The 16277-nt window shown below is 55.6% G+C and carries 15 protein-coding genes; 4 read left to right on the forward strand and 11 right to left on the reverse strand.

The window, feature by feature from the left end; translation table 11 throughout:
• Position 1: 1 nt before the first annotated feature.
• The 3 genes from gntK to AC6I8D_RS18510 form a co-directional block, all read right to left on the reverse strand.
• The gene (gntK, locus tag AC6I8D_RS18500) at positions 2 to 538 is read right to left on the reverse strand and encodes a gluconokinase (protein WP_233986880.1); all 537 of its coding nucleotides are present in this window, start codon (positions 536 to 538) and stop codon (positions 2 to 4) included.
• 140 nt (positions 539 to 678) lie between these two features.
• The gene (gene gntR / locus AC6I8D_RS18505; protein WP_312758862.1) at positions 679 to 1674 is read right to left on the reverse strand and encodes a gluconate operon transcriptional repressor GntR; all 996 of its coding nucleotides are present in this window, start codon (positions 1672 to 1674) and stop codon (positions 679 to 681) included.
• 102 nt (positions 1675 to 1776) lie between these two features.
• Complete coding sequence (locus AC6I8D_RS18510) at positions 1777 to 2472, reverse strand: pirin family protein (protein ID WP_312054305.1); 696 nt, start codon at positions 2470 to 2472, stop codon at positions 1777 to 1779.
• A gap of 499 nt (positions 2473 to 2971) precedes the next feature.
• On the opposite strand from AC6I8D_RS18510, the gene AC6I8D_RS18515 reads away from it, so the two are divergent.
• The gene (locus AC6I8D_RS18515) at positions 2972 to 4255 is read left to right on the forward strand and encodes an HAAAP family serine/threonine permease (RefSeq protein WP_312758860.1); all 1284 of its coding nucleotides are present in this window, start codon (positions 2972 to 2974) and stop codon (positions 4253 to 4255) included.
• A gap of 60 nt (positions 4256 to 4315) precedes the next feature.
• Positions 4316 to 5683 carry an L-serine ammonia-lyase gene (locus AC6I8D_RS18520; protein WP_497820567.1) on the forward strand — a complete coding sequence of 456 codons (1368 nt, stop codon included), beginning with the start codon at positions 4316 to 4318 and terminating at the stop codon, positions 5681 to 5683.
• A gap of 79 nt (positions 5684 to 5762) precedes the next feature.
• Here the strand turns inward: AC6I8D_RS18520 and AC6I8D_RS18525 are convergent, their stop codons facing one another.
• Positions 5763 to 6206: a helix-turn-helix domain-containing protein gene (locus AC6I8D_RS18525; RefSeq protein WP_312054300.1), complete on the reverse strand. Its 444-nt coding sequence runs from the start codon at positions 6204 to 6206 to the stop codon at positions 5763 to 5765.
• A gap of 662 nt (positions 6207 to 6868) precedes the next feature.
• Here AC6I8D_RS18525 and AC6I8D_RS18530 point away from each other — a divergent pair.
• Entirely contained in the window at positions 6869 to 7363 is a 495-nt protein-coding gene (locus AC6I8D_RS18530) for a GNAT family N-acetyltransferase (protein WP_312054298.1), read from the forward strand.
• A gap of 422 nt (positions 7364 to 7785) precedes the next feature.
• Here the strand turns inward: AC6I8D_RS18530 and ggt are convergent, their stop codons facing one another.
• The gene (gene ggt / locus AC6I8D_RS18535) at positions 7786 to 9537 is read right to left on the reverse strand and encodes a gamma-glutamyltransferase (RefSeq protein ID WP_312054296.1); all 1752 of its coding nucleotides are present in this window, start codon (positions 9535 to 9537) and stop codon (positions 7786 to 7788) included.
• Between the two features lie 206 nt (positions 9538 to 9743).
• Here ggt and AC6I8D_RS18540 point away from each other — a divergent pair, with 206 nt between their 5' ends.
• Entirely contained in the window at positions 9744 to 10025 is a 282-nt protein-coding gene (locus AC6I8D_RS18540; RefSeq protein WP_312054427.1) for a DUF2756 domain-containing protein, read from the forward strand.
• Here the strand turns inward: AC6I8D_RS18540 and ugpQ are convergent.
• The 6 genes from ugpQ to livF form a co-directional block, all read right to left on the reverse strand.
• On the reverse strand, positions 10022 to 10765 hold the full coding sequence (gene ugpQ, locus AC6I8D_RS18545) for a glycerophosphodiester phosphodiesterase (RefSeq protein ID WP_312054293.1): 744 nt from the start codon (positions 10763 to 10765) through the stop codon (positions 10022 to 10024). The two genes, AC6I8D_RS18540 and ugpQ, sit on opposite strands and share 4 nt — an antisense overlap.
• Entirely contained in the window at positions 10762 to 11835 is a 1074-nt protein-coding gene (locus AC6I8D_RS18550; protein ID WP_312054292.1) for a sn-glycerol-3-phosphate import ATP-binding protein UgpC, read from the reverse strand. The genes ugpQ and AC6I8D_RS18550 overlap by 4 nt, the downstream gene beginning before the upstream one ends.
• A gap of 1 nt (position 11836) precedes the next feature.
• Entirely contained in the window at positions 11837 to 12682 is an 846-nt protein-coding gene (gene ugpE, locus AC6I8D_RS18555; RefSeq protein ID WP_312054290.1) for a sn-glycerol-3-phosphate ABC transporter permease UgpE, read from the reverse strand.
• Positions 12679 to 13566 (reverse strand): sn-glycerol-3-phosphate ABC transporter permease UgpA, encoded by an 888-nt coding sequence (gene ugpA, locus AC6I8D_RS18560; RefSeq protein WP_312054288.1) that lies wholly within the window; start codon positions 13564 to 13566, stop codon positions 12679 to 12681. The genes ugpE and ugpA overlap by 4 nt, the downstream gene beginning before the upstream one ends.
• A gap of 57 nt (positions 13567 to 13623) precedes the next feature.
• On the reverse strand, positions 13624 to 14940 hold the full coding sequence (ugpB, locus tag AC6I8D_RS18565; RefSeq protein ID WP_312758849.1) for a sn-glycerol-3-phosphate ABC transporter substrate-binding protein UgpB: 1317 nt from the start codon (positions 14938 to 14940) through the stop codon (positions 13624 to 13626).
• 623 nt (positions 14941 to 15563) lie between these two features.
• Entirely contained in the window at positions 15564 to 16277 is a 714-nt protein-coding gene (gene livF / locus AC6I8D_RS18570) for a high-affinity branched-chain amino acid ABC transporter ATP-binding protein LivF (RefSeq protein ID WP_312054284.1), read from the reverse strand.

Below are 16277 nucleotides of genomic sequence, written 5' to 3' on the forward strand. Positions count from 1 at the left end.
TCTAACCCTGGCTGATTGCGTCCCTGATAGTCGCAACCGTAGCCGCCACAACCTCGTCGAGTGAATGATCGATATCCACCACCAGTACATCCGGCTCATCGCTGCCGGGCTCTTCCAGCGTCGCAAACTGAGTGACCAGCATTTGCGGCTTGAAGAAGTGACCCTTACGCGCTTTGAGACGGGCTTCGATGGTGTCGAAGTCGCCTTTCAGATAGACGAAACGCAGGTTGTCATTCCCCTGACGCAGAATATCGCGATAACTTTTTTTCAGCGCTGAGCAGACAATCACCGAAATCGCCTGGGTACGTTGCATCGCAAAAGCGGCATCGTTCAGCGCCTGTAACCACGGCTGACGGTCGTTATCATCCAGCGGATGACCGTCGGCCATTTTCAGGATGTTGGCGCGCGGGTGGAGAAAATCACCGTCGAGAAAGGCGGTATTCAGTTGATGTGACACCTGGTTGGCGACGGCAGACTTACCGCTGCCTGAAACGCCCATCAGGATAAAAACGTGATGCGACGGGGATTGCGTTGTCATTTTTCTGCTCCGGCAGGGATGAGTTTGCCAATGTTACCGATAACAATGTCGTTTCTCATTGTCTTGACCGCTTAACAGCCTGGCAACCTTTTTACCGGGAAAAGCACGAAAGTGTGAGCTGACTCATAAAATCGCCAGAATCAGATGCTGCCACCTTCACTGATTTCAAAACCGACATCGAGCGGTTGATTCACGCTGCTGTCACCGGCGATACGCGCCAGCAGCAGCGCCGCCGCTTCACGTCCCATCCGGTCGCGCGGCGTCAGTACCGTTGCCAGTTGCGGCGTCACCACCTGACTGATGTCGTGACCGTGAAAACCAGCAATCGCCATCTGGCTCGGCACCTGCAACCCTTGCCGCTGGCATTCAAACATCGCGCCAACCGCCAGGTCATCATTGGTACAGAACAGGCTGTCGGTTTCAGGATAGAGTCGTTGCGCTTCTCGCAGCAGATCGCAACCGGCGCTGAACGACGAGGCATCTTCCATCATTACGCTGCGCGGCGTCAGCCCCGCTTCGCGCATCGCCGCTTCATAACCGCGCTGCTTTTGCAGCGTACGTTCATCCAGCCGCGCGCCAAGGTAAACCGTATAACGATGGCCTTTACGCAGAATAGCCTGGGTCATCTGACGTGCCGCTTCCACGTTGTCGAAGCCTACTGCCATATCCAGGCAGGGCGTCACGCTGTCCATCATCTCAATCACCGGAATGCCGGCCACCTCCAGCATCCGCAGCGTGCCCGGAGTATGGGTGCGTTCGGTCAGGATCACCCCATCAATGTTCCAGCCGAGCAGCGAGCGCAGCTGTAACTCTTCTTTTTGCGGGTTATAGCCGAAGTGAGCCACCAGCGTCTGGTAGCCCGCCTCATCGGTGACGGCTTCAATGCCGCGCAGAACGTCGGCGAAAACCTGGTTGGTGAGCGACGGCAGCAGCACGCCAATGGCGCGGCTGGTCGCATTAGAAAGCATGTCGGGTGCGCGATTAGGGATATAACCCAGCTCATCCAGCGCCACGGCAATCTTATCGCGCAGGGCAATGGAGACCTGCTCAGGATTGCGCAGGTAACGGCTGACGGTCATTTTAGTAATGCCGACGCGATCGGCAACGTCCTGTAATACCGGTCTTTTCTTCTTCATCGTAGCGCCTGGGATCGCCCTCATAGCTTAAGTACGATGAGTCTATCACTTTTCTGTCACCAGATTGCCAACCGGGCGCGACGTTGCGCGCCCGTAACCGAATCAGACCGGTGGCAGATCAAACAGCAGCACTTCGGCGGCGCTGCTGGCCTCGATGGTCAGTGCACTTTCATCCCAGATAGCCAGCGCATCGCTGGTGGTAACCGCCTGACCGTTGACGGTAACATCACCTTTAACCACCTGAATCCAGATGCGTCGACCGGCATCAATTGCGACGTTGTCCTGCTCACCTGCCGCCAGCACCCAGCGTGATAAGGTCATATCCTGATAAACCTTCAGCGAGCCTTCTCGCGCATCCGGACTCAGCACCAGCTGACGTCCCTGCACATCCGGGAAGCGACGCTGATCGTAGCGAGGCTCAATGCCGGTACGCTCAGGAATGATCCAGATCTGGTAAAGATGCAGCGGCTCGGTGGCACTGGCGTTGTACTCCGAGTGACGCACACCGGTACCGGCGCTCATAATCTGGAATTCCCCGGCCGGGATCTGCTCTTTGTTGCCCATGCTGTCCTGATGCTCAACCGTGCCGGAGAGCACGTAAGTCAGAATTTCCATATCTTTATGCGGATGGGTACCAAAACCCTGGCCGCCTTCCACCACATCTTCATTGATCACCCGCAGCGCGGAGAAACCCATAAAGTTAGCGTCGTGATAGCTGGCGAAGGAAAAGGTGTGCCAGCTATCAAGCCAGCCGTGGTTAGCGTGACCGCGTTCTTCAGCTTTACGTACATAAATCATGTTCAAATCTCCTCAATGTTTTTTATAGTCTCTCCCTGAGGCGCGTTGATTGATAGCTGAAAAACTTCACGCCTCTGTTCAAAATCATTGAACAAAAGCGGACTTATCACTGAAACAGATCGAACGAACGCCGTTGGTGAAGGGTTGAGGCAATGAAGGGAGAGCGCGGACATACCGGAAAGACGGATAAATCTGCCGGATAATGAAAGCGGGATAATCAGTTTTGACTTTATTTTTTCTTTTTACCGGCCCGGGCATATTCAGGCTAAATTTAAGGTGTTAGAGAAATAATTAACGCATTAAAAATGATACTTTAAAAATAACCCTTAATAAGGGATGACTTTTGATACCTTAAAAGTTTATTTATAAAATGAATAATGTGATCGCTGTAAACGCCCCGCCCACTCAAACCCTACTAAAATAGCCAGCAAATAAAAAGCCTGTGGCTTTAAATACTCTCCGATTCATTTTATTTCTGATTATTATTAGGAACCCAATTATGGATGCCGTTCAAAATACGCTGATATCAGATGAAACTCCACGCTGGAGAAAAAGCGATACCGTCTGGATGCTGGGACTGTATGGCACAGCAATTGGTGCTGGCGTTTTGTTTTTGCCGATCAATGCCGGCACTGGCGGTTTACTGCCGTTAATCATTATGGCGCTGCTGGCTTTCCCGATGACCTTCTTTGCTCATCGTGGGCTCACCCGTTTTGTTCTTTCCGGCAAGAATCCTGGAGAAAACATTACTGAAGTGGTGGAGGAACATTTTGGAACCGGCGCGGGAAAACTGATCACCCTGCTCTATTTTTTTGCTATTTACCCTATTCTGCTGGTGTACAGCGTCGCGATTACCAACACCGTCGACAGCTTTCTCACCCACCAGCTTCATTTAATATCGCCACCGCGTGCGGTACTGGCTTTCATTCTGATTGTCGGCATGATGGCGATTGTGCGCTTCGGCGAAAAAGCGATTGTGAAGGCGATGAGTATTCTGGTGTTCCCGTTCGTGGCCGCCCTGATGCTGCTCGCGCTGTATCTGATCCCGCAGTGGAACGGAGCCATTCTGGATACGCTCTCGATGAAGGGTTCCGAAACCACCGGCGGCGGATTATGGCTCACGCTGTGGCTGGCCATTCCCGTGATGGTGTTCTCCTTCAATCACTCGCCGATTATTTCATCGTTTGCAGTGGCCAAGCGTCAGGAGTACGGCGATCAGGCGGCGTCAAAATGTTCACGCATTTTGGCTTGCGCCCATATCATGATGGTCCTCACCGTGATGTTCTTCGTCTTCAGCTGCGTCCTGAGTCTCTCCCCGGCAAACCTGGCGGAGGCGAAGGCGCAGAATATTTCCATCCTTTCCTACCTCGCTAACCATTTTAATGCCCCGTTGATTGCCTGGATGGCCCCGATTATCGCCATTATCGCGATCACCAAATCCTTTCTCGGCCACTATCTGGGTGCGCGTGAAGGTTTCAACGGCATGGTGATTAAATCGCTTCGCAGCAAAGGTAAGTCGATCGAAATTAATAAACTGAACCGCATCACCGCCTTCTTTATGCTGGCCACCACCTGGCTTGTTGCCACCCTGAACCCCAGCATTCTTGGCATGATTGAAACGCTGGGCGGACCGGTTATCGCCATGATCCTGTTCCTGATGCCGATGTACGCCATCAATAAAGTCCCGGCGATGCGTAAATATAGCGGTCATCTGAGCAATCTCTTTGTCGTCATCATCGGCCTGATTGCTATCTCCGCCATCGCCTTTTCTTTACTGAACTAATGCCGTCGCTTGCCATACCGGTCAGCACCTCGTTTATATTGCAATCCGCATGGGTGAATCATGATTAGCGTTTTCGATATTTTTAAAATCAGCATCGGGCCATCCAGTTCGCATACCGTCGGGCCGATGAAAGCGGGTAAACATTTCGTTGATACGCTAAAGGAAAAGGGCCTGCTGGATAGCATGACCCGGCTGGTGGTGGATATTTATGGCTCTCTTTCCCTGACGGGAAAAGGTCATCATACCGATATTGCGATTATTCTCGGCCTGAGTGGCTATCTGCCCGACACCGTGGATATCGATCAGATCCCAGCCATCATTCGCGACGTGAATACTCTGCAACAGTTGCGCATCAAAGAAGGCCAACGGGATATCGCCTTCCCGGTGGCAGAGTGCATGCGCTTTCACAGTGAGTTTCTGCCGTTACATGAAAACGGCATGAGCATCACCGCCTTTTGTGACGGCAAAAGCGTTCACGCCCAGACCTATTATTCTGTCGGAGGCGGCTTTATTGTCACCGAAGACGATTTTGGTAAAAACCTGGATAGCGAAGTCGATATTCCCTTCCCCTTCTACTCCGCCCGTAACCTGCTGGCGCATTGCCATAATAACAACCTGTCGATTTCGGCCGTGATGATGAAAAATGAGATAGCACGCTATGGCCGCCGGGAAGTCGAAGACAATATGGCACAACTGTGGCAAACCATGCGCAATGCGATCACCCGTGGCATCAGTACTGAAGGCGTGTTACCCGGCCCGCTGAAGGTGCCGCGTCGCGCCTCTTCTCTGCATCGCATTCTGGCCCCCCAGAGTCAGTCTATTACTCCGCTAAGTGCGATGGACTGGGTGAATATGTTCGCGATGGCGGTAAGTGAGGAAAATGCCGCGGGAGGACGGGTGGTCACCGCCCCCACCAATGGCGCATGCGGCATTATCCCGGCGGTACTGGCTTATTACGATCGCTTCATCAAGCCGGTAACGCCTGAACTCTATATGCGTTATTTCCTGACGGCAGGCGCAATTGGCATTCTCTATAAGATGAATGCGTCGATTTCTGGCGCTGAGGTCGGCTGTCAGGGAGAGGTCGGCGTGGCCTGTTCGATGGCGGCGGCGGGCCTGGCCGAACTGCTGGGCGCCGATGCGGAGAAAGTCTGCATCGCGGCTGAGATCGGTATGGAGCATAATCTGGGTCTGACCTGCGATCCCGTTGCCGGTCAGGTCCAGGTGCCCTGTATAGAACGGAATGCGATTGCGGCCGTCAAAGCCATTAACTCAACCAGTATGGCGATGTACCGCACCAGCGATCCCAAAGTGTCGCTGGATAAGATCATTGAAACCATGTTTGAAACCGGCAAAGACATGAACGCTAAATACCGTGAAACAGCGCGTGGCGGTCTGGCGATCAAAGTCGCGGTCTGCGAAGCGTAATGACCTGAAAACCGCTGGCAGTCAGGCTGGCGGTTGCTTGATTAACCCGGCACTGACCGGGTCTATGCTGTGAGCGGGGTTATTTTGCTTCGCTTTCGGTGGCCAGATCTGACCAGACCATGCTGCGCACTTCAGAAGAGGTATACCATTCATTTATGGTTGCGCTGGCAGGCTGCTCAGCCACTGATTCCGTGTTATCCGCCACCGGAGACGGGCAGCGCTGTTTTTTCCGGATACGAATGCGGGCCGGTGACGCGGCGGTAAACTGCGCGTTAAAGGTTCGCATGTGTGAATCGGACAGAATTGACTCCAGCTGATGCAGCCGCCCAAGACCACGTAAAATACCGATTAACGTACTCAGGGTGACTGATTCACCCAACTCTGCCCGTTTAATGGTGGCGGTGCCGACGCGCGCGCGTTCAGCAAGTTCAATCTGCGAGAGCCCAAGCTGCATACGGGTTTCTTTAATTCTGCTGCACAATTCAGAAATAATTGCGCTATCGGACAGGGTATTAAAACGCATATCAATACCTCATTGCGGGATATACAGAATAAATTATTGAGTAAACCAGCGGCTAAATAAAGCGGATAATTTCAGAATAACAGCATCCGCATCAAGGTAAGTTATTTATTAACCAGGTGCAGCGGGTATGGAGCAAGTGTGATGTTAACCGCTATTAATAAACCCATCGCACTGGCTTTATTTTTCTGGTTCATCAATGCCGTTTCGCATCGGTCTTTCAGGGCGCAGTAAAAACCGCCGCAGAAGTTTTTTATTAACAACTGACACCACCTGATATAACTTTCTGGCTTTATTTTTAATTGAATTATTGCCGTTGCAGCAGCAGTAGCTGCAGGGAAAGATTGTCATTGCCGGGCACAACATATTAACCACAGGATCACCCGCAGATCCGGTGAGGAGAGTACTGACCGCCCGCCTCCGCCAATCGGTGAGTGGCAGCCAAAAAAAAAGCCAGCACCCGGGCTGGCTAAAGTAATACTGGAAGCAATGTGAGCAATGTCGTGCTTTCTCAGGCTGTCGGGCGACTACCCGAGAACGCATCGCAATAATAATCATTATCATTCGCGTCTGTAAAGCGATTTTGCCGATTTTTTTGTTGATTATTGGCGTGAATCCCTTGATGTTAAAAGGGATTTACCCATTTAATTCGCCGGGGAGGCACCATGAGTGAGATAACCATTCGCCACGTTATGCCGGAAGATGCGGCTGCACTACAGAGGATTTATAGTCAGCCCGATACCCAGGCGAATACGCTACATCTGCCCCACTCGTCGTTACAGATGTGGCAAACCCGGCTCAGCACTCCCCAGCCAGGCGTACGTCTATTGGTCGCCTGTATGGATGACGAGGTGGTCGGGCAATGCGCCCTGGAAGTGCCCGAGCGCGCCCGACGGCGTCACTCCGCCACGCTGGGCATGGGGGTCGACGAACGTTACCGCCAGCGCGGTGTGGGCCGCGCCCTGATGCAGGAGATGGTTAGCTTGTGCGACAACTGGCTGCAGGTCTCGCGGATGGAACTGACGGTGTTTGTTGATAATGCGCCGGCCATCGCCCTTTATCGTCGTTTCGGTTTTGAGATCGAGGGAACGGCTAAGGGCTTCGCAGTGCGGCACGGTGAACTGATCGACGCGCATTATATGGCGCGGCTGAAATCCTGACGCCTCAGAATAAAAAAGGGCACTCTGAGGTATGATGCTCGTCAGTTAAGGTTAAATTTGTAAAGGCTGTCACGGTCAAACGTGGCAGCTTTTTTACTGGGCGAGCGTGCCGGAATGCGGGCCTGAGCGCCACTCTCATGCTCTTTCAACAGCACACACCGAAGCTTCAGAGCAGGCGGGTGCCGATCAGCGGCAGGCAATCCGCAGCGCTGAACAGAATGAGTCTGCCAGGAGAGCCCGCAGGACGCGGGCGAAAGGCGGGGCGGCACAGGATGAGCCATCTCCGGCGGTCCGTCAGGCAGACGAATGAAGTGAAGGAACCGCGCAGCGGCGCGAGGACCGCCAGCCCCTGAGCGGCGCCAGACTGCGTTATCACCTGCTGCTTAACTGACGAGCATTACACCCCAGGGTGCCCTTGTGCCTTAATAACCGGCGCTGAGATCGTCGATGCTGCGCGGATCGGACGCGCCATACAGCATGCCGTCCGGCCCAATCATAATGCTCTGGGTGCTGCCCATCGCCGGCAGCACTTTCACATGCTGGCCTTTGCTTTCCAGCAGACGCAGCGTATCCGGGCTGAAGCCTTTCTCAACGCGCAGCTGATCCGGCAGCCACTGATGATGAAAACGCGGTGCATTGGTGGCTTCGGCGACGTTCATCCCGAAATCAATGCTGTTCACCACCATCTGCAATACCGTGGTGATGATACGGCTGCCGCCCGGACTGCCGGTGACCAGCCAGGTTTTACCGCCTTTAGCCACGATGGTCGGTGACATGGAAGAGAGCGGACGTTTCGCCGGCTGCACCGCATTGGCTTCACCGCCGACCAGCCCATAGACGTTTGGCGTCCCCGGTTTCGCCGAGAAATCATCCATTTCGTTATTCATCAGAATGCCGCTGTTGCCCGCCACAATCCCACTGCCGAAATAGGTATTCAGGGTGTAAGTGACCGCCACCGCATTGCCCTGTTTATCCACCACCGAGAAATGGGTGGTCTGGTTACTTTCATAGGGTTCGAGCTTGCCGGGTTTGATCTCGCTGGAAGGACGCGCTTTGGCGACATCAATCTGCTGCGCCAGGGTTTTGGCGTAGGCTTTGCTGGTTAACGCCTGCCACGGCACCTTAACGAAATCGGGATCGCCAAGGTATTCAGAGCGGTCCGCATAGGCATATTTCTCCGCTTCGGCCATCACCTGCATCGCATCAGCACTGCCAAAGCCCATCTTCGCCAGATCGAAGTTTTCGAGGATATTGAGGATCTGCACGATGTGGATGCCACCGGACGACGGCGGTGGCATCGAGAAGACCTCATAACCACGGTAGGTGCCGCTGATCGGCTTACGTTCAACCGCGCGGTAGGCCGCCAGATCGGCTTTATTGATCAGGCCGCCGTGCTGCGCCATCTCGCCCGCAATCTCATCGGCGATAGCGCCTTTATAAAAAGCATCCGGTCCCTGACGGGCAATTAATTGCAGGCTGTGGGCGAGGTTTTTCTGCACCAGCCGGTCGCCCTGCTGCCACGGCGTGCCGTCCGCTTTGTAGAAGATCGCTTTGCTGTTGGGATGGTTAATCAGCACTTCTTTGCCGTAGGTTTTCAGGTCATCCGCCAGCGCATCATTGACCACGATGCCATCACGCGCCAGTTTTATCGCCGGAGCCAGCAGCGTACTCAGCGGCAGCGTGCCATATTTATGGGCGGCCAGCGCCAGCCCCGCCACCGTGCCGGGTGTGCCGGAGGCCAGATGCGAGGTGAGCGACAGCTTACTGTCGGCATTTCCCTGCTTGTCGAGGAACATGTCACGCGAGGCGTGGCCCGGAGCCATTTCACGGAAATCGATGGCGCTGGTGCGTCCGGAGGCCGTGCGCAGCAGCATAAAGCCGCCACCGCCGAGGTTACCGGCCTGTGGATGGGTGACGGCCAGCGCAAAGCCCACCGCCACTGCGGCATCAACGGCGTTGCCGCCCTGACGCAGAATCTCGACTCCGACCTGGGTTGCCATCGCATCAACCGACGCCACCATGCCGTGCTGTGCTTTTACCGGGTGGAAGGTGTCGCTGTCGACGCCGTAGGAAACCGGCGGTGCCTGCGTCGGGGCCGCATTCGCCCCCGCCACCACGGTAAAGCTCATCACCAACGACCAGCCGAGCTGGCGCACTGTTGCCTGCATTTTCATCCCGCCACCATCCTTATTTGTTATTTACATTTTTTTATCATTTCCGCAAGTGGCTACAAATACAGCAAATTAGTCAGGGTTAAGTCAAATCAGGAATACATCTGAAGGTAAGGTCTGTGATATCGCGTAAACTTATGCATGCGACCCTGGACGCCGGACGATGGCGTTCAGCATCCAGCACCTGTCGCTTTCAGGAAGGAGGAATGATGAAGAAGTGGATTATTGCTTTGGCGGCTCTGCTGCCCTTCGCCACGCTGGCGAATACGCTGAACAGTACCAACGATCCTAACCGGCCCGGCTATAACCCGAGCCAGCAACGGATGCAGAACCAGATGCAGACGCAACAGCAGCAACAGCAGATGAAGCTGCGCCAGGATCAGCAGCGTCAGACGCAGGATATGCAGCGTAAGATGCAGGAGCAGCGCAACAGCGCCCAGCAGCGGGTGATCACCTCCCAGCCGGGCCAGCAGAACCAGAATCAGAACTAGCTAAAATTGGGGCCGATGATGTCGATGCAGTCGGTACAGATGGCATCAACGCCCCATTTCAGCAGTTCCCGCGCCCGCTCCGGGCGGTTAACGGTATAGGCGAGAATTTTCAGGCCCGCCGCTTTCAGCTCCGCCACCCGCGCTTCGGTCAGCACTTTGTGATTGAGATGGATTGAAACGCAGGCCAGCGCCGACGTCTTCTCGCGCCATTGCTCATCCCAGCTGTGCGACAGTAAACCGCGCGGCAGCTGCGGTTCGGCCTGCATCGCTGCCTCCAGCGCAATGTAAGAGAACGACGAGAGTAACGGCGGCGTTTGCCCCTGCCACAGGCTGGCTGCTGCCTGCGCCACTGCCTGTCCGGTTTCCGCCTCGCTGCCGGTGGTCGGTTTTATTTCGATATTCGCCATCATCTGATGCTGACGACAGCGATCCGCCACCTGATCCAGCCGCGCCAGCTTCTCGCCGTTAAACGCTTTACTGAACCAGCTGCCGGCATCCAGTTGCGACAGTTTATCCCACGGCAGCTGCCCTGCAACGCCCCAGCCGTTGCTGGTGCGGTCCAGCGTGTCGTCGTGCAGCAGGAAAATCTGCGCATCGCCCGATAATTTGGCATCAAATTCAATCATCTGATGGCCATATTTCGCCCCGACGTCAATTGCCGCCAGGGTGTTTTCAGGTGCCAGGTTGCCGCCGCCGCGGTGCGCGACGATGTGCGGATAGGGCCAGTGTTGTGTGCTCATTCCAGACGCTTTCCATGGGTTGAATCGAAGAAGTGTAACGCATCTGCCGGCAGATGCAGCCACAGCGTGCTGCCGGGCTGTGGCCGCTCGCTGTGGCCTAAGCGTACCACCAGCGGCGTATCTCCGATGCGGCCATGGGCAAGATTGTCAGCCCCCAGCATTTCCAGCGTATCAACCCGCAGCGGCACCCCGCCCTGCTCACGGCTGCTGAGCCGGATATGTTCCGGCCGGATACCCAGCACCACCGGACGGTTGGCCCACTTCGCTTTGCTTTCGCTTAGCGGCAGGGCGAACGACGCGTCCAGATTAAAACGGCTGCCATCACTGTTGAATGCGCCTTTCAGCAGGTTCATCGCCGGTGCGCCGATAAACGAGGCGACGAACTGACTGGCGGGACGCTCGTAAACCTCAACCGGCGTGCCCAGTTGCTCGACCACGCCTTTGTTCATTACCATCACCCGCTGCGCCAGCGTCATCGCTTCAACCTGATCGTGGGTGACATACAGGCTGGTGGTCTGCAAACGCCGATGCAGCTGTTGCAGCTCCAGACGCATCTGCACCCGCAGGCGCGCATCAAGGTTGGAGAGCGGCTCATCGAACAGAAAGACCGCCGGTTCACGCACAATCGCGCGGCCCATGGCAACGCGCTGACGCTGCCCGCCAGAGAGCTCACGCGGCCGGCGGGTCAGCAGATGATCCAGCTCAAGGCTGCGCGCGGCGTCCAGCACCCGTAGCCGAATCTGTTCTTTGCCCATGCCGCGGATCTTCAGGCCATAGGCCATATTCTCTTCCACTGACATATGGGGATAGAGCGCATAGTTCTGGAACACCATCGCAATGCCGCGATCTTTTGGCTCTTGCTGGGTAACGCGTTTGTTGTCGATGTAGATGTCGCCGGAGCTGACGCGCTCGAGGCCCGCTACCATCCGCAGCAGAGTCGATTTACCGCAGCCGGAGGGGCCCACCATCACCATAAATTCGCCATCATTTACCGTGACGTTCAGCGGCTGAATGATCTGATTTTTACCGTCGTAGGACTTGGTCACTGCCTGAAGGGTTACGCCTGCCATCTTATTTCTCACTCTCAACCAGGCCGCGCACAAAGGCACGCTGCATGACTAACACCACCACCACCGGTGGGATCAGGGTTAATAACATCGCCGCCATCACTTCGTTCCACTGGGTCGGTGAACCGCTGGTGGAGATCATGCTTTTAATCCCCGCCACCGCCGTGCCGAGGCTGGGGTCATTGATGATCAGCAGCGGCCAGAGATACTGATTCCAGCCGTAGATAAAGGTGATAACGAACAGCGCCGCCAGATTGGTTTTCGACAGTGGCAGCACGATATCGCGGAAGAAACGCAGCGCGCTGGCACCATCAATCCGGGCGGCTTCCACCAGTTCATCCGGCAGTGACATAAAAAACTGGCGGAACAAAAAGGTGGCGGTCGCCGATGCCATCAGCGGCAGGGTCAGGCCGCTATAACTGTCGAGCAGATTCAGCTCGGCGATCACCTGCACCGTCGGGAAAATACGCACCTCGACCGGCAGCATCAGGGTGATGAAAATCAGCCAGAAGAACAGCGTCCGCAGCGGAAAGCGGAACCAGACCAGCGCAAATGCCGAGAGCATCGAGACGGTGATTTTGCCGACGGTGATCCCGAGCGCCATGATGGTGCTGTTCAGCAGCATCAGGCCGAATGCCGGGCCGTTGCCGTTCACGCCGTGGGTCCAGATGCGCGAGACGTTTTCCCACAGGTGGCTGCCGGGTACCAGCGTCATCGGCACCTGATAGACCGCATCGTTATCCAGCGTTGCCGCCACGAAGGCGACGTAGAGCGGGAACAGGATGGTCAGCACGCCCAGGATCAGCACGATGTGGCTGAAGATATCCAGCCCGCGTCGGTTCTCAATCATTGGTATTGCACCTTACGTTCAACGAAACGGAACTGAATCACCGTCAGACCGATCACCAGCACCATCAGCACCACCGACTGGGCAGCAGATGAGGAGAGATCCAGACCGGTGAAGCCTTCGCGATAGATTTTGTAGATCAGCGTGGTGGTGGCCTGCACCGGTCCGCCGCCGGTGGCAGCATCGATCACCGGGAAGGTATCGAAGAAGGCATAAATCAGGTTCACCACCAGCAGGAAGAAGCTGACCGGCGTAATCAGCGGTAATGAGAGCTGAAAGAAACGCCGCACCGGCCCGGCACCGTCAATCGCGGCGGCTTCAACCAGCGATTTGGGGATCGACTGCAGCGCGGCGAAAAAGAACAGGAAGTTGTAGCTCATCTGCTGCCAGATTGACGCCAGCACAATCAGGAACATCGCCTGGCCGCTGTTTTGCGCGTAGTTCCAGTTGTAGCCGATGTGGTTCAGCAGGTAGCTGAACAGGCCAAGGCCGGGATTAAACAGAAACATCCACAGCACCGCCGCCACCACCGGCGCGACGGCATACGGCAGCAGCAGCAGCGTCTGATAAAGTTTGCGCAGTCGCACCACGTAATCCACCAGCGCCGCCAGCAGCAGCGACAGCACCATGCCGCACACCGTGACCAGACCGCTGAATTTGATGGTGGTCCAGAATGAATCCAGATAGTAAGGATCGGCAAACAGCCGTTTAAAGTTATCCAGCCCGACGAAGGTGCTGGAGATGCCAAAAGGATCGAGGCTTTGCAGCGAATACCATAAGGCTTCGCCAGCCGGCCAGAGAAAGAAGATGGCGGTGATCACCAGTTGCGGCAGCACCAAAAGATAGGGCAACAGGCTGGTGCGAAATACCGGACGAGATGAGGACATGGCGTACTCTGATTCAGAAAGAGAAAGGGCCAGCCGGTGCTGGCCCGATACAGCGGATTACTTCACCTGCTGCTGGAAACGACGCAGCAGTTCATTGCCGCGTTTAACCGCATTATCCAGTGCGCCCTGCGGCGACTGTTTGCCGGTCCAGACGCTTTCCAGTTCCTCATCCACCACAGTACGAATCTGTGGCATGTTGCCAAGACGCATCCCTTTGGTAAACGGTAACGGCGGCTTGTTCAGCATCTGACGGGTCGCGATATCGGCACCCGGATTTTTATCGTAGAAGCCCTGCTGTTTGCTCAGCTCATAGGCAGCCGTGGTGATCGGCAGATAGCCGGTTTTCTGATGCCATTCAGCAGCGATTTCTGGCTGGGCGAGGAACTGCATAAACTCAGCCACACCTTTGTAAGTGGCCGCATCTTTGCCCTTCATTACCCACAGGCTGGCCCCGCCGATGATGGCGTTTTGTGGTGCCTCAGGGACGGTGTCGTCATACGGCATCATGCCTACGCCGAAGTTAAATTTGGCGTAGTGGCGAATATCCGCCAGCGAGCCGGATGAGGCGGTGGTGATACCGCAATCGCCGTTATAGAACTTGGCGGTGGACTCATCTTTGCGGCCAAAATAGGTGAAGTCGCCCTGTTTATTCATCTCTTCCAGCATCTGGATATGACGAACCTGCACCGGCTTATTGAACTCCAGTACCGCATCGCGCCCGTCAAAACCGTTGTTTTTGGTCGCTACCGGCAGCGCATGCCAGGCACTAAAGTTTTCGATCTGAATCCAGCCCTGCCAGCCGCTGGCGTAACCACAGCTCATGCCCGATTTACGCAGCGCCGCCGCATCTTTCGCCAGCTCCTGCCAGGTTTTAGGCGGCTGGTCCGGATTAAGACCCGCTTTTTTGAACGCGTCTTTGTTGTAGTAGAGCACCGGCGTCGAGCTGTTGAACGGCTGAGAGATCAGCTGACCGTTGCTGTCGCTGTAGTAGCCCGCCACCGTCGGCACAAACTGTTTTTCATCAAACGGAATACCGGCATCTTTAAACACCTGATGCACCGGCACAATCGCCTGCGACGCCATCATGGTGGCGGTACCGACTTCATACACCTGCAACACGGCGGGTGCTTTGCCGGTGCGCACGGCCGCGATACCTGCCGCCAGGCTCTGCTCGTAGTTACCTTTGTAGGTCGGAACAATTTTGTAATCGGGATGGGCCTGGTTAAAGCGTTGCGCCAGCGAGTCAACTTCTTTGCCTAACTCGCCTTCCATAGAGTGCCAGAACGGGATCTCAGTGGCGGCCAGCGCCTGGCCGCTGAGCGCCAGGCTAAGCAGTGCGCCGATCAGGCTACGACGATAGGTAACGACGGACATAGAATTTTCCTGTGCAGGTAAATACGCGTGAAATCACGCATTTGTGGTTCGCGAAGTAACATGACACGGGAAAATGAAGGATTAATAACGGGCAGATGACAGCCAGATGACAGGCTTAAGCGTGGAAAAGACGGAGCGGCTACCGGCCGGGCTGAGATTTTTGATAAGGTCTGGCCTGGTTGCTGTAAGACTGAGCCCTGCACAGAGAACACGGTCAGATCGGAAAGACGCTAAAGCCAATCCATGACACGCTCGACCCGCGCGATTACGCACCCATTTTGATGGCCGTCAGCGGCGCAGCGAGCATTTATATCGAAGGCCGTTGGCGGCGCAGGCAGGTTGCGGGCGGACAGCGCGCAGTAACCGGAGCGTACATTCAGTACGTGAGGATTACGAGCACTGCCCAACCACAACCTGACCAGCAAGCCAGGCTGTGCACCAAAGCGCGCAGTAACCGGAGCGTATATACATACGTGAGGATTACGAGCACTGCCCAACCACAACCTGACCAGTAAGCCAGGCCGATGCACCAAAGCGCGCAGTAACCGGAGCGTACATTTAGTATGTGAGGATTACGAGCACTGCCCAACCACAACCTGACCAGCAAGCCAAGCCTCTGAATATTAAGCTCCGAGGTATGCGCTTCGGACGGCTTCATTGGAAAGCAGCGCGGCCCCGCTATCCTCCAGCACTACGTGGCCGTTTTCCAGCACGTAGCCACGATCAGCCAGCTTCAGCGCCTGGTTGGCGTTCTGCTCCACCAGGAAGATGGTCATTCCTTCGCTGCGCAGCTGTTCGATGGTGTCGAAGATCTGCTGAATAATAATCGGTGCCAGACCCAGCGACGGTTCATCCAGCAACAGCAGGCGGGGCTGGCTCATCAGCGCACGGCCAATCGCCAGCATCTGCTGCTCACCGCCGGACATGGTGCCGGCACGCTGGATTTTGCGCTCCTCCAGCCGCGGGAACAGTTGATAAACGCGCTTAATCCGCTCCAGATATTGCGGGCGGCTGGCAAAAAAGCCGCCCATCGCCAGATTCTCTTCCACCGTCATACGCGAAAACACCCGCCGGCCTTCCGGCACGATGGCGATAGCTTCACGCATGATACGTGCCGTTTGCCAGTCGGTAATGGTTTTACCGTCAAAGGTGATGGTGCCGTGGCTGGCTCGCGGTTCGCCACACAGCGTACCCAGCAGCGTGGTTTTTCCGGCACCGTTGGCCCCAATCAGCGTGACGATCTCGCCCTGATTAATGTAAAGGCTGACGTTATGCAACGCCTGGATTTTGCCATAGTGAGCGCTCACGTTATCAATGGTTAACATCGCATTTGCCAT

Source organism: Pantoea sp. X-Soil-MYKO-1785, assembly GCF_059730675.1.